General features: G+C 43.7%; 14 protein-coding genes, 1 tRNA gene and 1 pseudogene. 5 read left to right on the plus strand and 11 right to left on the minus strand.

All coding sequences use genetic code 11. From position 1 onward, the window contains the following. Together WD019_RS17210 and WD019_RS17215 are read left to right on the plus strand one after the other, a co-directional pair. A partial coding sequence (locus WD019_RS17210) for a 2-oxo acid dehydrogenase subunit E2 (RefSeq protein ID WP_425712303.1) occupies positions 1–121 on the plus strand: 121 nt, incomplete at its 5' end. Between the two features lie 153 nt (positions 122–274). Beyond that, positions 275–775, plus strand: a complete 501-nt coding sequence (locus WD019_RS17215) for an acyl-CoA thioesterase (RefSeq protein WP_425712282.1) — start codon at positions 275–277, stop codon at positions 773–775. A 119-nt stretch (positions 776–894) separates the two neighbouring features. On the opposite strand, the gene argH is transcribed toward WD019_RS17215, so the two are convergent. The 6 genes from argH to WD019_RS17245 are packed head-to-tail and all read right to left on the minus strand — an operon-like array spanning position 895 to position 10,077. Then, a complete protein-coding gene (gene argH, locus WD019_RS17220; protein ID WP_425712283.1) occupies positions 895–2,403 on the minus strand; it encodes an argininosuccinate lyase in 1,509 nt (502 codons plus the stop codon). A gap of 30 nt (positions 2,404–2,433) precedes the next feature. Further along, entirely contained in the window at positions 2,434–4,119 is a 1,686-nt protein-coding gene (locus WD019_RS17225; RefSeq protein WP_425712284.1) for an ABC transporter permease, read from the minus strand. Continuing rightward, entirely contained in the window at positions 4,109–5,215 is a 1,107-nt protein-coding gene (locus tag WD019_RS17230) for an ABC transporter ATP-binding protein (RefSeq protein ID WP_425712285.1), read from the minus strand. The genes WD019_RS17225 and WD019_RS17230 overlap by 11 nt, the downstream gene beginning before the upstream one ends. Positions 5,216–5,233: 18 nt before the next feature. After that, positions 5,234–6,319 (minus strand): extracellular solute-binding protein, encoded by a 1,086-nt coding sequence (locus tag WD019_RS17235; protein ID WP_425712286.1) that lies wholly within the window; start codon positions 6,317–6,319, stop codon positions 5,234–5,236. 21 nt (positions 6,320–6,340) lie between these two features. Next, complete coding sequence (locus tag WD019_RS17240) at positions 6,341–8,851, minus strand: NEW3 domain-containing protein (RefSeq protein WP_425712287.1); 2,511 nt, start codon at positions 8,849–8,851, stop codon at positions 6,341–6,343. 14 nt (positions 8,852–8,865) lie between these two features. After that, the gene (locus tag WD019_RS17245) at positions 8,866–10,077 is read right to left on the minus strand and encodes an ROK family transcriptional regulator (protein ID WP_425712288.1); all 1,212 of its coding nucleotides are present in this window, start codon (positions 10,075–10,077) and stop codon (positions 8,866–8,868) included. A 501-nt stretch (positions 10,078–10,578) separates the two neighbouring features. Between WD019_RS17245 and WD019_RS17250 the strand changes: the two genes are divergently transcribed. The 3 genes and pseudogenes from WD019_RS17250 to WD019_RS17260 form a co-directional block, all read left to right on the plus strand. After that, entirely contained in the window at positions 10,579–11,643 is a 1,065-nt protein-coding gene (locus tag WD019_RS17250) for an acyltransferase family protein (RefSeq protein WP_425712289.1), read from the plus strand. Positions 11,644–11,834: 191 nt separating this feature from the next. After that, positions 11,835–11,910 (plus strand) — tRNA-Arg (locus WD019_RS17255). Positions 11,911–12,128: 218 nt separating this feature from the next. Next, positions 12,129–12,779 (plus strand): annotated as a pseudogene (locus WD019_RS17260) (DnaA N-terminal domain-containing protein); the annotation flags it as partial. A gap of 23 nt (positions 12,780–12,802) precedes the next feature. On the opposite strand, the gene aroA reads toward WD019_RS17260, so the two are convergent. From aroA to aroC, 5 genes are all read right to left on the minus strand, one after another. Next, entirely contained in the window at positions 12,803–14,080 is a 1,278-nt protein-coding gene (gene aroA, locus WD019_RS17265; RefSeq protein ID WP_425712290.1) for a 3-phosphoshikimate 1-carboxyvinyltransferase, read from the minus strand. A gap of 18 nt (positions 14,081–14,098) precedes the next feature. Next, entirely contained in the window at positions 14,099–15,202 is a 1,104-nt protein-coding gene (locus WD019_RS17270; protein ID WP_425712291.1) for a prephenate dehydrogenase, read from the minus strand. 65 nt (positions 15,203–15,267) lie between these two features. Beyond that, entirely contained in the window at positions 15,268–16,341 is a 1,074-nt protein-coding gene (gene hisC, locus WD019_RS17275) for a histidinol-phosphate transaminase (protein WP_425712292.1), read from the minus strand. A 4-nt stretch (positions 16,342–16,345) separates the two neighbouring features. Beyond that, the gene (gene aroB / locus WD019_RS17280) at positions 16,346–17,428 is read right to left on the minus strand and encodes a 3-dehydroquinate synthase (protein WP_425712293.1); all 1,083 of its coding nucleotides are present in this window, start codon (positions 17,426–17,428) and stop codon (positions 16,346–16,348) included. Continuing rightward, the gene (aroC, locus tag WD019_RS17285; protein WP_026679347.1) at positions 17,428–18,600 is read right to left on the minus strand and encodes a chorismate synthase; all 1,173 of its coding nucleotides are present in this window, start codon (positions 18,598–18,600) and stop codon (positions 17,428–17,430) included. The genes aroB and aroC overlap by 1 nt, the downstream gene beginning before the upstream one ends. Positions 18,601–18,623 lie beyond the last annotated feature (23 nt).

Genomic DNA, 18,623 nt, shown 5'->3' on the forward strand with positions numbered 1-18,623 from the left:
AATGATGTATATCGCTCTATCTTACGACCACCGGATCGTCGACGGAGCAGAAGCGGTAAGCTTCCTCGTCGCGATTAAGAAAATGCTCGAAGATCCAGAGCAATTATTGCTAGAAGGTTAAACAAATAAATTTTTAAAAATGGCTTCCTGGCAGGAAGCATGCTAGATTCTTGCCAGGAAGCCAAAAATATATCATGGAAGTTAAATGTTGAAACGCCCTTAATGGTGGGATCATAGTATGAATAGATTTCGATTAGTTTAGGGAGAAGTGTCTATGGAAGCGAAATATTGCAAAGAATCTCGAGTGATTCGGACAAGCCGGGTATTCCCAAACGATGTTAATAACCACAATACGTTATTCGGCGGCAAGTTAATGAGTGATGTGGACCAGGTCGCCTCCATTTCCGCAGCGCGCCACAGTCGAAAAGAATGCGTAACTGCTTCAACAGATTCAGTCGATTTTTTGCATCCCATCCAGCCAACAGATTCGGTTTGTTTTGAATCTTATGTAACATGGACAGGCACATCGTCAATGGAAGTATTCGTGAAAATTATAGCTGAAGACTTAAAAAGCGGTGAACGCAAAATTGCGGCAACTGCCCTCCTGACATTTGTCGCACTTGATGAGAATAAACGCCCAACGCGTGTTCCGGAAGTCATCCCGGAAACAAAAGAAGAGAAAAAATTGCATGAAACCGCACCCGAGCGGGCAAGAATGCGGAAGAAAAGAAAACAAAAAAGTAAAGAATTAGCTGCGTTTTTGACGATCGCTTAAAAAATACCGGGCCGCAACGATTTTGCGACCCGGCATTTTTGGTAAAAAAAGGCGTGGATCGAATTATTATCCCAAAACGCCTTCCTGCTATGATGCTTCATAGTTATCAAAAGTATTGATTAAACAGTATCTTCGGTTATGTTCCTAACCGCACGGTCTAATTGTTCAGCGGCAGCTCTTAACCTTTCTTTTTCCGTACATAATTTATTGATCGCTTCGTTTAACTGTTGATCCCTTAACGTAATCATTCTTGAAACTTCTTGCGGATTTGGCCCGCCCTGTACTTTTCTTCTTTTTACGAACTCGTTCGGGCATGTGATCGCTTCCCAATCTTTTTGTGAAACTTGAGCCGGGTACACATGCGCAATCATTTCATTTACTTCTTCAACCGAAAGCTCATGCAGCTCTTTGTTTTGGGATGTGCACGTTTTTGCAATGATGCTTGCGATTTTGTGTGATAAGCGAAACGGCACATGCTTCTCCCTCGCTAAGACGTCCGCCAATTCCGTAATTGTAATGCAAGATGTTCTTGCCCGCTTTGTCACTAGCTCTTCATTGACCGTCATTGTTCGAATAACCGCATGCATTAAATGCATCACCCGATTGGCTTTTTCATAACTGCGATATAAATGAGGCTGCAAGTCATCCTCCGTATCAACGATATCCCCAAACGGCGTATTATGGATCATTTGAATTGCAGATAGCGCTTCCCCAACTGAACTGCTTGCAAGCGAGCGGGAATGTTCAATCGACACCGGGTTTCGTTTTTGCGGCATGATGCTGCTAATTTGTACATAAGGATCGGCTACCCGAATAACACTAAATTCACGTGTTGCTTGCAGGAGAAAATCTTGAATCCACCTGCCTGCATTGGTCATTAGCGACAAGACGGAAGTCGCCGTCTCGATTAAATAGTCACCTGCGGCAATGGCATCATACGAGTTCTCAACAAGTTCTTGAAATCCTAATAACTCCCGGACCCGGTTGCGGTTGATCGGGAACCCTGTTGTCGATAGCGCCGCCGCACCTAGTGGCGAACGGTTCACGCATCTATAAGCAGACCATAATCGGTCAACATCCCTTGAGAGCACATCATGGATCGCAAGCAAATAGTGCCCTAACGTTGTCGGCTGGGCCGGCTGTGTATGCGTATAAGCCGTCATTACGGTATGCTTATGGCGGTTCGCTTGTTCCAATAATGCTTCTCCTACTTGCAAACTGCTTCCAATTAACTGCAAGATATGCTTTCGCAATACCATCCTATACATGGCCACACCCATATCGTTCCGGCTGCGGGCAATGTGAATTTTTCCTGCCAGGTCAGATCCGATTTCCTCGCTTATCTTCTGTTCCATCATAAAAAATAAATCCTCAAAATGCGGATCGTATTGCAAGCTGCGGTAATCCGTTTTTGATACGTTCTCAATTCCTTGCAGCATGACTTTCGCTTCGCTTTGCGGGATAATGTTTTGTTCGGTTAACATGACAACATGCGCCCGGTGGATTTTAAACATATCCGTAAACAAATAATCGCGTTGATCTTCAAAGACGTGGCGCAGCAAATGCTCAACATAGGATTTCCCTGGAAACACAGAGCCTTCTTGCTCGATAAACTCTTCTTTTTTCATTATGCCGGTTCGCCCCTCCCTATTTAAAGACTAAAGTGACCGCTCCGCTTTCACACCGAAAAATTTGTTGGATATAAACAGCACAATGGCAATTAAACTAATTTGAATCATTCCATACGCTGCAGCCTGGCCCATATTAAACATCCGAAGCTGGTTCATAATTTCGATTGATATCGGCCGGTTGTTTAATGTATAAAGCAGCACCGATGTCGGAAATTCGCCAACTGCTTCTACAAACGCGAGCAATGTCCCGGAAAGAACGCCCGGCAGGACGAGTGGCAGCACGATCCTTCGAAACGTATAAAACCACTTTGCGCCTAAATTTCTCGACGCTTCCTCCAACGAATCATCCAATTGTTCCAGCGCCGCATTTGTTGAACGGACAACAAGCGGGATATGGCGAATAAAGTAAGCCAGCGGCAAAATCCAAAACGTCCCTACTAGTATATGGCCGAACGTTAAGATCGATCGTTCATTGAATGCCAGAATAAGATTCATCCCGACAACGGTAGCCGGCAATGCCCATGGAAGCATGACCATACTATCAACCAGGTTTTTACCGATAAACTTGCGCTTCACTAGCACATAGGAAGTTATGACGCCAAATACCAGGTTTCCGAGTGTTGCAATAAATGCCAGCGTCAAACTGTGGCGCACGGGATCCCAAATAGCCGGGTCCTTAAATAGCAACATATAGTTTTCAAAATTAAAAACTGACGGATACGTTTGCCATGTCCACGTGCCGTCCGGAACGAGTGATAATACTAAAATCGTCGCATGAGGAAGCAGCAAAACAATAACCCCTATGACACCGATTGCGACCATCGTCCATTTGACAAACAGGTTCTTTACCTCGCTTCGGTGGGCACCGATTCCTTTCGCCTGCATCCGGTAATCTTTTCGATTTTGGTACCATCTCATAAATAATAAAAAGGAAATCGATACAATGGATAAAATGACGGATTGCGTAGCGGCCATCTCCATATTTCCGTTTATTTTTGAAAAATAAATTTGCAAACTTAAGACTCGAAATCCACCGGCGAGAAGAAACGGAGCGCTGAAGGACGCCATCGATGTCATAAATACGAGCAAGGATGCTCCTACTATCGCTGGTGTTAATAACGGCAAGGTGACTTTACGAAAAACCGTCAAGCGGCTTGCCCCTAAATTGAATGCGGCTTCTTCAAGCGACGGGTCAATATTTCGAATGGTAGAGGAGACGGTCATGTAAAAATAAACATACATCGTGTACGCATGGACGATTAAAATTCCGGATACGCCGCCGATTTTAAAAGGCACCTTTTCAAGTCCAAATAAATCCTTTATTGCATTTGGAATAAGACCTGACTCCCCGTATAAAAACATAAACGCCATCACGCCAACTAGTGAAGGAAGCACCATCGGCAAAATGGCAACACTTGAAAAAAAGCTGCGTCCCGGAAATTCATATTTATTAAAGATAAATGCCAGCGGAATGCCGATAAGGGCACTGCATAATACACTTAGCAGCGAAATATACACCGAGTTCCACAGCGCCTCTAAATTAGACAGGCTTTCCGGGCTAAAGAATGCCTTATAGTTGCCAACCCCTATGCTCCCTTTATAAAAAAAGCTTTCCCAAAGCGTCCGGATCGATGGATAAAGAACATAACCGACCAAAACAAGGACAACCGGAATAAGAAGGAACATCGTAAAACGCATCTCTTTATTTCTCATGGGCGCCCTCCCCCAATACATTCGGTATAATCCGCACATATTCTTCAGGGAATCGGATCCAGACAGACTCGCCCTTTTTCCGCTCACTCCAAAGGTGATTATTTAAAACAAGCGCCTGGATCGTTTTCTCTCCAACTTTAATAAATAGATGTTCCGCCGCACCCGTAAACTGAACCATCTCTATCGTTCCTTGAAAACAATTGGTTCCTTCTAATTCTTTTGTTGAAACTTCAACCGCTTCCGGGCGGATGGAGAGAGCGGAAGGGGTGTCTTTTATCGTATTCGAACGATCCTTTGGAATAACCATTTCCGTTGTTTCATCATTTTCTAACCGAACATAGATCTTTTCATCATCTTCCCTTGCCAATTGTATGGAAAGTAAATTCGTCTCACCGATAAACGAGGCGACAAAATCATTGGCTGGTTCATCATAAATTTGTTTCGGTGTCCCGACTTGCTGGCACTCGCCAGTGTTGAAAACAGCGATCCGGTCACTCATCGTTAAGGCTTCAACCTGGTCATGCGTCACATAGATGGTTGTAATGCGATATTCTCTCTGCAAACGGAGGATTTCCGCCCTCATTTCATCGCGAAGTCTGGCATCCAAATTACTGAGCGGTTCATCCAATAACAGGATGTCCGGTTCAATGACAAGGGCCCGAGCCAATGCAACACGCTGTTGTTGGCCCCCGCTTAACTGGCTGACTTGCCGATCGATCAATTGTTCAAGCCGCACTTTGCGCAACGCTTCCTCAACCCGCGTTATGACCTCGCTTTTTGCGCATTTTCTTACCTTTAAACCAAAGGCTACATTCTCAAAGACGGTCATATAGGGAAAAAGGGCATAGTTTTGGAAAACCATGCCCGTATTCCGCTTTTCGGGGGCAACGCGTGTCATGTCTTTATCCCCAAAATGAATCGTACCGATTGTAGGATAATAGAATCCGGCAATCATCCGAAGTGTTGTAGTCTTCCCACAACCACTCGGCCCTAAAAAGGTGAAAAATTCTCCCTCTTTAATTTCAAGGTTCAACTCTTTGACAGCACTGAATGTATTAAATTTTTTTGTAACGTGCTTTAGCGTAATGGATGACATCGTCCTTGCCCCCTATGCTTACTCTTTCTTCTCTTTTTCCTTGCTCTTAATGTTCGTATCCCAATACTCCATCCACTCATTCGTTTTCTTCTCAAACACGTTCCAGTCAATTTTCATCGGTTTAATTTCCGTATCCTCAATCCACTTCGGAAGACCATTGATGTCATTGCGCGTTGGGATCCGGTAATACTTTTCGGCTAGAATTTTGTTCGCTTCTTGCGAGTTGACAAATTCATAAAATTCCTTCGCCGCTTTCGGGTGCTTCGCTCCTTTCACAAGCGCAATTCCTTCCGTTAATACAGGCGTTCCGCTTTCCGGAATGACAAATTCAAACGGGTATTTCTTCTGTTCTTTTAGCATGACAACATCTGGCATATCCCAAACCGTAATGCTTCCTTCTCCTTTTGCAATTTTGTTGTACATGATTTCAGGATTTGCAGCGTATTCCTTTGTGCTGCTATCCAGCTTCTTTAGCCAGTCATAGCCTTTTTTCGGATCTTGCGTGTCTTTATAGTCGCGATAAATCATCGCGGCGAATATCGTTTGCATCGTTCCCGAGGCGAGAGGATAGCGGATAATAATGTTGTTTTTCCATTTTGGGTCCAATAAATCGTCCCAATCTTTTGGGGCTTCTTCCTTCTTTACAAGCTTGGAATTGTACATAATGACTTCAGGTGTTTGGCTCGTTCCTGACCAGTACCAATCTTTGTCATGGAATTCATCTGCCAGCGCTTTCGAATAGCTCGGCTTGTATTTTTCAAGCAGCCCCTGGTCTTTTGCTTGATTAAAAAGAACAGAAGGCGCTCCCCACCAAAGATCCGCTTGAGGGTTGTTTTTTTCTGAGCGGACGCGGTCGAAAACTTCTTGTGATCCTAAGTCCAGCCATTCGACGTCCACATTGTATTTTGCTTCAAACTTTTTCTCAAACTCTTGCAAAATATCTTTTCCGTGCGGTGAATAAATGACGACTTTCTCTTCTAAGCCTTTCTTATTCCCATTGGATCCGCCACCCGCCTTTTCACTGCTTCCCGCCATGCAGCCCGTCAATAGCAAGGAAAAGCCTAGCATTAGCGCAGATAAACCTATCCCTTTTTTCCCTATCATTTTTTAACCCCTCCTTGTCTTTTACTCTCCGTTATAATCCATTAAATTGGTAAAGAGTCGATAGCCTCCCGGGACCTGGTTTTGGATTTGCCGGTACCAGACGAGGCTTGAATAAATGTATGTCCCTTTTCCGTAATGGGCGAGTAAAATGCCGCCATCGAACGGCTTTTCATTCGGGTCTGCCATACGCACCAATGGCTCAAATTGATCGGACCATTCACTAGGATAATAGAGTCCCCTTTCTTGAATCCAGTTGTCCCAATCTTTGTCCGTTATTTTGTTTGGCGTGTTAAAGAGTGCATGCTCTGGCTTCAATACCGTTACGTTTGCCTGCTCGTCGGTTACCCGCCATTGAATGGACGGACTCCCGATAACGAGTTTATATGGCGCTGTGGAGTCTGCGTCCCAATGATCTTCCGGTTTATTGTATTGAACGACAAGATGCCCCCCGTTTTTGACATAGTCTAGCAGTTTTTGATTATTGGCAAGCAAATCTTCCCTTGAAAGATAAGCGCGAATGCCGAGGACAATCGTGTCAAATTGCGAAAGGTCTGTCGTTTCCAATTGCCCTTCTGTCAAGCTTGCTATATTCATCCCAACTCTTCGCAACTCATCCGCGACATTGTCAAATCCGCTTTCAACATAGCCAATTTTCAAATTCTTATTGAAAGCGAGCGGGAATGAAACGCCTTTTGTTTTTGCATCATATAGATAATAGAATGTGCCAATATGATCGTAGTGAATGACTTGAACGGCCGTATTGACCATTCGCTGATGAACAACGGCAAACGGATCGAAAGTGAAGTTCCCTTCCTTTACGTCTTTAGGCGGCTTCACTGTAAACGTGACTGTTTTTTCTTCGTTTTGCTTAGTAAACGAAACTGGGACGGCACTTGGCGTTACCTTCCAATTTCTTGGCACCTTTAATGAGAGGACAGAATGCAACGGCCCTTTTTGGTAATTTTTCGCTTTAACGCTAACTTCCATTTTTTCTTTCACGTCAGCTGTATTGACAACAAGACTTTCGGGATCAGACTGGAGGCTAACTTCCGGCAGAACCGTTACCGTTTGTTTCGGCTCAAATTGATGGGTTGTTTTCGTCCGTTTCACGTCATACGTCACTTTTGAGTGGATGACCGGCGGATCATACGGCTGGTAATAGGATGCGTTTTTCGGAACATGAACGGTGAAGTGAATGACAGCCCTTTCCCCGGGTTTTACCGTTTTCGCTTGATCTTTTCTCGTTACTTTCCATTGCTCAGGGACCGAAAGATTAACATTGACATGCTGGAGCGCCTTTTTCCCGTTGTTCGAAATCGCAACTTTCACTTTCGTCGATCCGTTTCTAACGAGTGTTGGATTTTCTACGTCTGTTTCAACTTTTACTTTTGAAGCGACTTCACTTAGTTTAGTTAACTGCTGTTCCTTAATTGATAAGCGGAAAAGCAAGTCTTCCTTTGTCGTTTTATCCATGTTGCTTGCCTTTACCATCTTCGCCACTTGCCGTTCATGCTGCAAGACATCATAGGTTAAATCAGCGATTTTGTCATCGTTCGGATAAAGGCTAATCAATTGTTCCAATTCATTTTGCAATTTCTTTAATTCTGTTGAAATCTTCGGTTCATTTGAAACGTTAGCGGCATATTCTTTAAAATCATATGGAATCGAATCAAACATGCTGCTTTCCTTTACCGGAATACCCGTCACGGATTTCGCAAGGTTTAAATGAATCGTTCGAGGCTCGGCAGGGATTTTCTTCCCCATCCCCTGGCTTTTATGTAAGAATCGAGATTCTTCGCCGAGCTGCGGGTAAGTCATGCCATAAATGTCATCGTACATCCCGATTTCAAAAGAGGTCGTGGCACTGCTATCTGACGCAGGCAAGTATAACTTTTTAATTTGCCATGGACTCAGGCCCTCTTTTAGTTGTTCCGGGAAAACCTTAGGGTCAGCCGCGTCTTTGAATGCCCGGAGCGTCAAAACATTAACTGTTCGATGATGTCCGTGTTCAGTATTCACATTTAAAAACGACGGCATGATAATATCCGGCCGGTATGTGCGAATAATGCGGATCAATCGCTCATACGCGACATCTTCCCCCCATTTAGATAACGTCTCTTCGACCGACTTTGAAAAGCCAAAATCATAAATTTCGTCGTCAGGATTCTGGCTTAAATGAAAAACTTGAACGCTAGTAATTTTGGCTGCTTCCATCAATTCCCTTGAGCGAATAATTCCAAGGGCGTTTCCCAGTTCGTTCCCAATTTCGTTTTGTCCGCCTTCTCCCCGGTTTGCAAGCAGGCTTGCCGTTCGGACACCGCGGCCTCTTGATAAATAGGCGAGCATGTCACTTCGTTCATCGTCCGGATGCGCACCCGTATTCATAAAACTTACGATCGTGTCCAGCGGTTTCAGTGCCCCCCATAGTTCTACAGGCTTTTGGTCTTTTTCCTTTCCGTTTGCTTGAATAGGGACCATAAGTGAAACCAATAATAAAAAGCTGGCTAAACAAGAGAACCATTTTTTCCGCATTCGACAGACTCCTTTCAACTAAGAGTTTTCAAGACGCATTCCCTTTCCCTTAAAACTAATGAAACGGCTCCAAGCACGCCAATTTCCGAACCGAATGCTGACCTTTTCACTTCTGTCGGAACTGAGGCAAATTGCGAAATGATTTCTTCCAATCTTGGCAAATACCAATCGGCGCTTTTGGATATCCCACCCCCCAGAATAATCACCTCTGGATTTATAATTGAAATCACATTGGCGATGGCAAAGCCAATATGATCAATTACCTCTTCGATAATTTTTAAAGCTATAGGATCATCTGATTTCGCATAATCAAAAACATCTTTTGCGGTTATGAGCGCCTTCTCTTGCAACGGGTGATTCGATTGTTTCTTCAACGCTTGACTCGCCTTGTTGGCGATCCCCGCCCCTCCAGCATGGCGGTCCAAGAAGCCATACCCGCTATAAATTGGATCATCCTTTTGCTTTGCCTGATGAATATCTGTGACGAAGTAGCCAATTTCTCCAGCCGCCCAGGAAGACCCTCGATAAAGATTTCCTTCTAAAATCATGCCGCAGCCAATTCCAGTCCCTATTGAAATTAATACGACATTCGACATTCCTTTCGCTGCTCCTAACCATTGTTCTCCTAAAACGGCGACGTTGACATCGTTATCGATAAAAACCGGCCAGGGGAATATTTTTTCTGCCTCATGTTTCAGTGGGTGCATTTTCCATCTTAAGCTCGGCGCATCAATCACAATGCCGTCTTTTACATTTGTCATCCCGGGAACGCCGATGCCTATCCCGAGAACTTTTTTTTCATCAATATTCAGTTCAGCCAGCATTTGTTTGGCTACCATATTCACTTTGTGAAGGATCCCGCATTGAACTTCTTCTTGTGTGTGAAATAATGTTGTGGCCAGCAAATTCCCCGATAAGTCACTAATGGCCGCCAATGTTTTTGTTCCGCCGATATCCACTCCGATAACAAAACGAGCTTGATGGTTAAACATGATCTGAATCGGCCTCCTCCCCCCCTGGGCTCCTGCAGTTCCAGCCCCAATTTCTTTAATCCATTCTTCCTGCAAAAGCTCCTCTACTATAGAAGAAACAGTAGGCTTGCTTATTTTGAGCTTTTCTGCGATTTCTGACCGGGATAGAGGCGAATCGTCTTGTATGCATTGCAAGATCAGACGCTTATTTTTTTCTTTCATAGTAAAAGGAGTTCCTTTTTCAAACACACTCATCTCTCATCTCCTTAATCAAACGTAAAAAGTCCCTCAACTCGTTTCATCCGTTATAGTTTCAGGCGACCGTTATTCGATCCTTCAACAAATACTCCCGAAGGTTAGTTTGTTACCTTTACTAACTTAATCGAGTCCATCATACTATTTATTTCCAGAATGAAAAAGACCTAATTTTAGAAATTTTCAAAATCAGGTCTTTCTCTCTAGTTACGGGACTAATGGATTAAAAACCGCACAAGATGATCCTCATGCGGTTTCCGTTCATTTTATATCAATGGTTCTTTTCCCTATCCTTTTTCTTATTAACGACTGAGCCGAAAGACTTATCTCTAAAACGATCGTATAAGAAGAGAATTCTGAACCCCCCTGAAAACTTAATTTGTTCCGAAAGTCTGTAATAGATTTTCCATCTAGAATAGGGCACTATCCAATATGTTCTATTGATTGCGCGGGATTGAAAATGATTCGATTCTGCCGAAATTAAGTTTTGGAGGAGGTAGAATGGCAAAACAACGCATACCATGGTTTGATAATATGAAAGGGATTTTAATCTTTCTAATGGTATTTGGACATTTAATTGAAACGTATCGTGACAGTTATTTCTCGGCTCATTATTTATATAACGTGATCTATTCCTTTCACATGCCCTTATTTATTTTAATAAGCGGATATTTTTTTCGCCCCAACCGAATTGACCGAATCGTGCAAGTACTATCCGTTTTTGTCATTTGGCAACTAATCAATGGCGTGTTTCAGAAATTAATCAATGATAATGAAATCGTAAGCTTTTCATCAGATAGCCGAATCATGGATATTTTTGATCCGTATTGGGCGATGTGGTTTTTATTAGGGATTGCCGTTTGGAGCGCGATCACACCTTACGTATTGCGACTTCGTTATCCTTTGCTTTTTGCGTTAGGATTAGCGATCTGGATTAGCTATGTAGATGATGTAACAAAATGGTTTTCGTTACGTAAATTAATTAACTTTTATCCTTATTTCTTAATTGGCTACTATTTAGCGAATAAAAACATCGTAATGTCTCTTAAAAAGAGAGCGCATTCATGGAAACAGCCGTTTCGCTGGGGTGCCATTGCCATTGTGCTCGCCTATTTCGGTTCGGCCCTGTTCTTAACAAAAAAAGGCGGCTTTACGGAGCTATTATTTATGAGCAAATCCTACGATTATTTCGACTGGTCCTTTCTCAAAGGCGGAACGATCCAGCTTATTCTTTATGGAGCTATAACCATTTTATCTATTGCATTAATGCTATTAGTGCCGCAAGAAAAGAAGCTCGCTTTCTTTAATAAGCTAGGTGTGTATTCGCTTTTCATTTATATGATTCATACGAATATTGTCCGTTTATTCCGCAAATTTGAAACCGAATTATTAACCCTTCATATAGCTCTGGCATTAGTGATTTGCTTGCTATTTGCTGCAGCAATTTGTTGGCTAGTCACACGACAACCTGTTCTCAACTTCTTTAAACCTTTAATACAGCCAAAAATGCGCTGGTCATTAAAGCAAGTTAACGACCATTCAAAGCAAAAAGAAGTCGCTTCTTGAAACAACTGCACCCCAACTTTATCAATGAGGGGTGCAGTTGTTATTTTGTATGCTATACCACTTCTAAATTTTACATTCAAAAGTCTAATTACTTAATTCAAGAAAAAAGTAATAGAAAATCTTTTCAAATGGAACGTCCTATTATATAATATTTAATGCACTGTATTTTGAATTGACAAATGAAAAAATAAGGCTCCGTAGCTCAGTGGATAGAGCGTCGGTTTCCTAAACCGTGCGTCGGAGGTTCGAGTCCTCTCGGGGCCGCCATACATACAAAATTAACTCTACATTACAACAATCAATTAACTGTAGGTATGAACACGTCACTTTTTCAATTTCAAAATAATAGGATCATGTATTCTGGCACCGTAGCAAGTAGCCCTCCAGCCGTTATAGACTGAAGGGTTTTTATTATTTCTTTACAATTTGGAAAGAAAGTGCAACAAATGAACGAGGCTCGCGCATTATGAACAAACGTTTTACAACACCTTGAACATCAAATGAGCAGGCCGAGTTTTGAAACGTGGTTAAAACATACAACCGTAAAAGAGAGGAACGGTGACAGCTTAATCGTTTTAGCCCGCAATGAATTCAGCAAGGATTGGCTCGAAGCAAGGTATTCCTCTTTCAAACTGGAATCACGGCTTAGCTGGGGAATCACAACGGACATTCAACCGCCCGATGAAGACTTACAATATAAATTAATCGATTTTTACTGTAAAAGAGAGGGAATTAGTTTGCCAGAGAAATTAATTGAACACTATAATCGACAGTCTTTCAAAAACGTGTCCGAATTGTTTTCAACATTAAAAAATGCGGCCACCCATGAAGAATTAACAAATCAATGGCCCGCTATTGAAGAAGAACATCCTGACGTTTCAATAAAAAGCAAGTTTTACGAGAATGATCAATCTATTGAAAATCAACATGAGTTGATGTCGAAGAATGAGGATCCTTTTTCCGATAGTTTCGATGATAAAATTGAGTCTTCTTTACACGATATCCCTGAAACGAGCCATGAAATGAATTTAATGTACGAAAAACAAATTGCAGCCTTGAACGAAAAAATGAGTACATTAATGAACAAACTTGAAAAACTCGAAACAGAAGTCAACATATTAAAGGAACATAAGTAGTAAAACTTATGTTCCTCGTTTTTTTATCGAGATAATTCGTTTAGCTGGTCAAAAAAGCCAGGGTAAGATACGCGAACGGCATCGCTGTTGTTGATGGTCATTTCGCCAGTTGCGATGCATGACGCAATTCCGAGCATCATACCGATCCGGTGATCGCCGTGGCTATCGACAGAACTTGCCGCTAAACGGGTTTTCCCGTGAATGATCATGCCATCCTCTGTTGCTTCAATGTTAGCGCCAAGTTTCTTCAGTTCATTGACGACCGTGTCAATCCGGTTCGTTTCCTTTACTTTTAGCTCGGCAGCGTCTTTAATGACCGTTGTCCCTTCCGCCTGTGTCGCCATAAGGGCGATAATTGGAATTTCATCGATTAATCGCGGAATGAGTTCTCCACCAATTTCAATGCCTTTTAGAGAAGATGTTTTAATATGAAGATCCGCAAATGGTTCAATCGCTTCGTTTTGTGCATTTTCAATCGAAAGATCCGCTCCCATCAGCTGCAAAACATCAATGATGCCCGTGCGGGTAGGATTCATTCCGACTTTTTGAATCGTCAGCTCGCTTTCCGGAACGATCGCCCCGGCTGCCAAAAAGAAAGCGGCAGAAGATATGTCGCCGGGAACCTCAATGTTCGTTCCTTTCAGCTTCTGCTTTCCTTCGATGGAAACCGTCAATCCATCGACCTGGACATTGACGCCAAACGCCTGAAGCATTCGTTCGGTATGATCCCTTGATTTATGCGGCTCGGAAACGGAAGTCACACCTTCCGCCCCTAATCCGGCAAGCAAGATAGCGGATTTCACCTGGCCGCTCGCGACCGGAGATGTATATTGGATGCCTTTCGTATTTCCGCCGCGAATGCTGAGCGGTGTGAAATTGCCTTCTGCACGGCCATCGATCGCCACCCCCATTTCAGTAAGCGGAACCGTCACCCGCTTCATCGGCCGCTTCGCAATCGATTTGTCACCGATAATGCAAGAATGGAACCGCGTATTCGCCAGGGCACCTAACATTAGCCGGATCGTTGTTCCTGAATTGCCGACATCGAGCACTTCTTGAGGCTCTTTTAACCCTTCAATTCCATTGCCGTCAATTTCGACATAATCGTCTTCTTGATGAATATTGACTCCAAGTTTTCTGAAACAATCAATTGTACTCAGGCAGTCATCGCCCGGCAAAAATCCGGTCACTTTTGTTTTCCCCTCGGCGATAGCGCCAAACATGACGGAACGGTGGGAAATGGATTTATCGCCTGGAACTTTCATTATACCTTTTAATCGTTGAACATGAGATAATTTCATATTGTTTTGTCCCCCCTCCTACATCGTGATGTATGACTCATAGTTATTTTCTTCTAAACAAGCTTTAGCTTTCGCCCGATCATCTGCCGTTTGAAAACTGATCCTCAACACTCCTAACACATCTTCCCTCGCTTCGATGATCCGTATGTTCGTAATGCTGATTCGCTCAATGGCGAGCAATGTCGTAACATGCGAGATGACTCCCACCCGATCGGGCACATCGACATATAAGTCGTAAAACGATCGGATCGCACCTTTGGAACCGGACGGCAACGAATCACGAAACGCTTTTGCACCGGCGAAATAGTTAAACAGCTCCTCACTGTCTCCTTTTTCAACAAGGTGGCGAACTTCTTCCATTTCCATCATCCATTCATTTAATAAGGAAAGAAGTGTTTTTCGGTTTTGCTTAACGATATCCCTCCACATGTGCGGACTGCTTGAGGCGATTCTCGTGATATCGCGGAATCCACCGGCGGCAAGGCCGCTCACAAGCTCATTTTCATTCGCATGGCTCTCCACCTGGCGGACAAGGCTAGCAGCAACAATGTGAGGAAAGTGGCTGACGATGCCTGTCAGTAAATCATGCTCGCTGGCGTCAAGAGTGAGAAAGTTTCCTTTCGTCCCTTTCAGCCATTCTTTTAATTCCTCTACCTTTTCCTTTTTCGTCTCCGGATGTACCGTCAACATGTAATAGGCGTTTTCAAACAAATGCGCTTTAGCGCTACCTACTCCTGTTTTATGGGATCCCGCCATCGGGTGGCCACCGATAAACGCAATGCCCTTTTTGATAAGAGGCTCTGCCCTTCTCATAATTTTTTCTTTTGTGCTGCCCACATCCGTAATGATGACATTCTCTTTCAATTCCCAATGAAAGAATTGATCGATGAATTTCTCCGCTTCCTCTACGGGAACAGCCAGAATGATCAAATCTGCCTGCTCCGCTTCTGCTTGTAAGCTTTCGGCGCATTCATCAATGACATGCATCGCTTTTGCGAGCTTGCAGTGGTCCCTCTTCACATCAAAGCCGATAATCGTTACTTCTTCATGTTCTTTTTTAATCGAAAGGGCAACCGAACCGCCGATTAAACCCACTCCTATCAGTAATACGCGTTTCTCCACTCCGATTGTCTCCTCTTATCTCTATCCAAATTTGATCGCGTCTTAACAGGCGAGCTATTTAAGATTTAAGCCTGAACGGTAATCAATTCTTTCAACGCCTCTAACACGCCATCATTTTCTTCTTTCGTTCCAACGGTAATGCGTACGCCTCCTTTTTGCGGGCGAACGATATATCCTTTTTGCTGAAGAAGCTGGAACACTTCCATCGGGTCTTTGCCCGGATCCATAAAGATGAAATTACATTGCGAAGAATAATATGGAAGTTGATGCGTTTCGCAAAACGTATAATACTGCTGCAAACCTTTCCGATTTTCCTCTACACAATATTCGATAAACGCTTGATCATCAAGCGCCGCCATGGCAGCTATTTGCGCAAACGTTGAAGTATTAAATGGCAGCCTTGCCACATCCAGCTTTTGCATGAACGACGCATGTCCGATCGTATAACCGATACGGAATGCGGCAAGACCATAGGCTTTTGAAAATGTGCGCATGATCAACAAGTTTTCATAATCATTTAAAAGGGGAATCGACTCCGGATAGTCCTGCGCTACCGCATATTCATAATAAGCTTCATCTAAAACGACGAGCGTTTCTTTCGGGACGTGCTCTAAAAAGTGTTTCAGTTCCGTTTCATTAACATAGGTGCCTGTCGGGTTATTCGGATTGCAAATCCAAACGATAGCAGTTTGCTCATCCACTTGCGCAAGCATCGCCTCTAAATCGTGACAGCCGTTTTTCAGCGGCACTTCACGAATTTCTGCCTGTTCGATTACGGCATGATGCTTATATTGCGGAAACGTTTGTTTAGCCATGACAACATTTGTATCAGGCGAAAGCAATGACCGGCTGATGATTTGAATCATTTCATCCAATCCGGCGCTGAAAATAATCTGTCCCGGTTCGACACCTACATGCCTGGCGAGCTTTTCACGAAGCTGAAAAGCTGCTCCATCCGGATAAAGCGCGTAATCGGTAAAGTCGTTTAATGCTTCACGCACTTTTGGCGAACAACCGTATGGATTTTCATTTGACGCTAATTTGGCGATTTTCGTCAAGCCAAACTCTCTTTTCACCTCATCGATCGATTTTCCCGGTTGATAGGCTTTCAATGATAACAACTGTTTTTTCACTTTCATAAAACTACACCTCCGCGATGAATTCATTTAATAATGGAAGAATGAGATCATCTGACACTTTTACAACTTCTAAATGACCTACTTCTTTCATTAATACCATGCGAATGTTGCCGTATCCTGCTTTTTTATCTTTTTTCATGTTTTGTAATAAATTTTTCGCATTCAAATTTGGAGGCAAATGCGGAAATCCGTAAGAATTAAACCACTTTTTCATTTCTTCATATTGTAAATCTTTTTCATAGACAATTTCACTTAATCGTGTCGCAAATAACATTCCGATTGCGACCGCATCGCCATGTGATACGTTTCCGTAGCCCAATTCCGTTTCGATTGCGTGGCCTAACGTATGGCCGAAATTTAGATGCGCCCGGATGCCGTGCTCTTTTTCATCTTGCAAAACGACATTCGCTTTGACGGCGATCGCCCGCTTTAAGGCGTAAACAAGTTTTTCGCCACGCAAATCTTTTACGGATTTAATCTCGCTCTTAAGCCATTCATAAAGCTCAGGATCGCCTATAAAGGAATGTTTGATCATTTCAGCAAAACCTGAACGCCATTCTTCTTCAGGCAATGACTCTAAAAACGGAAGATGATAAATGACCGCCTCAGGCTGATGGAACGCGCCGATCATGTTTTTTCCAAGCGGATGGTTTACCGCCACTTTCCCGCCTACCGCACTATCATGAGCCAATAGCGTCGTAGGAATTTGAATGAAGCGGATGCCCCGCATAAACGTCGCTGCGACAAATCCGGCCAAATCTCCGATCATTCCGCCGCCAAGGGCGAGAATCAATGAATGACGGTCAAGTCCGGATTCCAAAGCATACGTCTGGCAATCATAATAGTTTTCAAACGACTTGGACGATTCGCCGCTCGGGATGACCTTCGTAAACACCTTATGATGATGGCCTGCCGCTTGTTTGACCGTGTCGAGGTAAAGATCGGCGACCGCTTGCTCGGAAATAATAAGAATGTTCGAGACATCAGGAGTCAAATCAGCGAGGAGTGAGCCTAACCCTTTAATCGCGTCATTTCCTAAATAAAGCGGATATTCTTTTGACTTCGTTTTAATGGCCATGGTTTCCATTAAAATTCCCTCGATCGCTTCTTATGGTTTTCAATATTTTCTTTTATACAATCGATTCGATCTTTGCCAAATTGATCGACAAGCGCTTTGGCAAGCTCCCAGGCAACAACCGCTTCTGCAACGACGCTTGCGGCAGGCACTGCACAGCTGTCAGAGCGTTCAATGCTTGCTTTAAACGGTTCTTTCGTATCGATATCGACGCTTTGAAGCGGCTTATAGAGCGTTGGGATCGGCTTCATCACCCCGCGAACGACGATCGGCATGCCTGTTGTCATCCCGCCTTCAAATCCGCCGGCATTGTTCGTTCTTCTCGTATATCCGTTCTCGGCATCCCATAAAATCTCATCATGGACGAGGCTTCCCGGCTTATGCGCAGCATCAAAACCAATTCCGATTTCAACACCCTTAAAGGCATTAATGCTGACGATAGCGGCGGCCAGTTTCGCATCAAGCTTTTCGTCATAATGAACATAGCTTCCGACTCCGACCGGCATGCCTTCAACAACCACTTCAACAATCCCGCCGATCGAATCGCCGTTTTCTTTTGCGTCATCAATGGCTTTCATCATTTTTGCTTCCGCTTCTTTATCAAGACAGCGCACAGGTGAAGCTTCCGTTTTTTCTTGAAGCTCTTCAATTGACTCGTATTCGGTATGGCTTGCTTTCACGCCGCCGATTTCAATGACATGGCCGGCCACTTTCACGCCCAGCTCTTCTAAAATTCGTTTCGCTACCGCTCCCGCGGCCACTCTGACAGTCGTTTCACGCGCTGATGATCTTTCGAGCACATTGCGCATATCGCGGTGACCATATTTAATCGCGCCATTTAAGTCGGCGTGTCCCGGCCTAGGTCTGGTGATCTGGCGTTTTACTTCCTGCGCTTCACCTTCGCTTAGCGGCTCAGCCCCCATAATTTTTGTCCAATGGGTAAAATCCCGGTTTTCAACGGCTAAAGTTATCGGCGAACCTAAAGTTACACCATGGCGCACTCCGCTCAAAATTTGCACTTGATCCTTTTCAATCTGCATCCTTCTACCGCGGCCGTGGCCTTTTTGCCTGCGCGCCAGTTCAACGTTAATGTCCTCTGCAATGAGCGGAAGACCTGCCGGAACTCCTTCAAGTATGGTCGTTAATTGCGGGCCGTGTGATTCCCCAGCTGTTAAATATCTCATTTTCTCTCTCCTCCTCTATTTCT

It is taken from the genome of Fictibacillus sp. Mic-4 (assembly GCF_049843615.1).
Classification (GTDB): Bacteria; Bacillota; Bacilli; order Bacillales; family Fictibacillaceae; genus Fictibacillus_A; species Fictibacillus_A gelatini.

Coding starts and splice junctions, on each gene's coding strand:
- hisC (WP_425712292.1), bottom strand. CDS start 16,341: ATGAAAGTGAAAAAACAGTTGTTATCATTGAAAGCCTATCAACCGGGA.
- WD019_RS17245 (WP_425712288.1), bottom strand. CDS start 10,077: ATGAGTGTGTTTGAAAAAGGAACTCCTTTTACTATGAAAGAAAAAAAT.
- aroC (WP_026679347.1), bottom strand. CDS start 18,600: ATGAGATATTTAACAGCTGGGGAATCACACGGCCCGCAATTAACGACC.
- WD019_RS17240 (WP_425712287.1), bottom strand. CDS start 8,851: ATGCGGAAAAAATGGTTCTCTTGTTTAGCCAGCTTTTTATTATTGGTT.
- WD019_RS17225 (WP_425712284.1), bottom strand. CDS start 4,119: ATGAGAAATAAAGAGATGCGTTTTACGATGTTCCTTCTTATTCCGGTT.
- WD019_RS17235 (WP_425712286.1), bottom strand. CDS start 6,319: ATGATAGGGAAAAAAGGGATAGGTTTATCTGCGCTAATGCTAGGCTTT.
- aroB (WP_425712293.1), bottom strand. CDS start 17,428: ATGGAAACCATGGCCATTAAAACGAAGTCAAAAGAATATCCGCTTTAT.
- WD019_RS17250 (WP_425712289.1), top strand. CDS start 10,579: ATGGCAAAACAACGCATACCATGGTTTGATAATATGAAAGGGATTTTA.
- WD019_RS17215 (WP_425712282.1), top strand. CDS start 275: ATGGAAGCGAAATATTGCAAAGAATCTCGAGTGATTCGGACAAGCCGG.
- WD019_RS17230 (WP_425712285.1), bottom strand. CDS start 5,215: ATGTCATCCATTACGCTAAAGCACGTTACAAAAAAATTTAATACATTC.
- argH (WP_425712283.1), bottom strand. CDS start 2,403: ATGAAAAAAGAAGAGTTTATCGAGCAAGAAGGCTCTGTGTTTCCAGGG.
- aroA (WP_425712290.1), bottom strand. CDS start 14,080: ATGAAATTATCTCATGTTCAACGATTAAAAGGTATAATGAAAGTTCCA.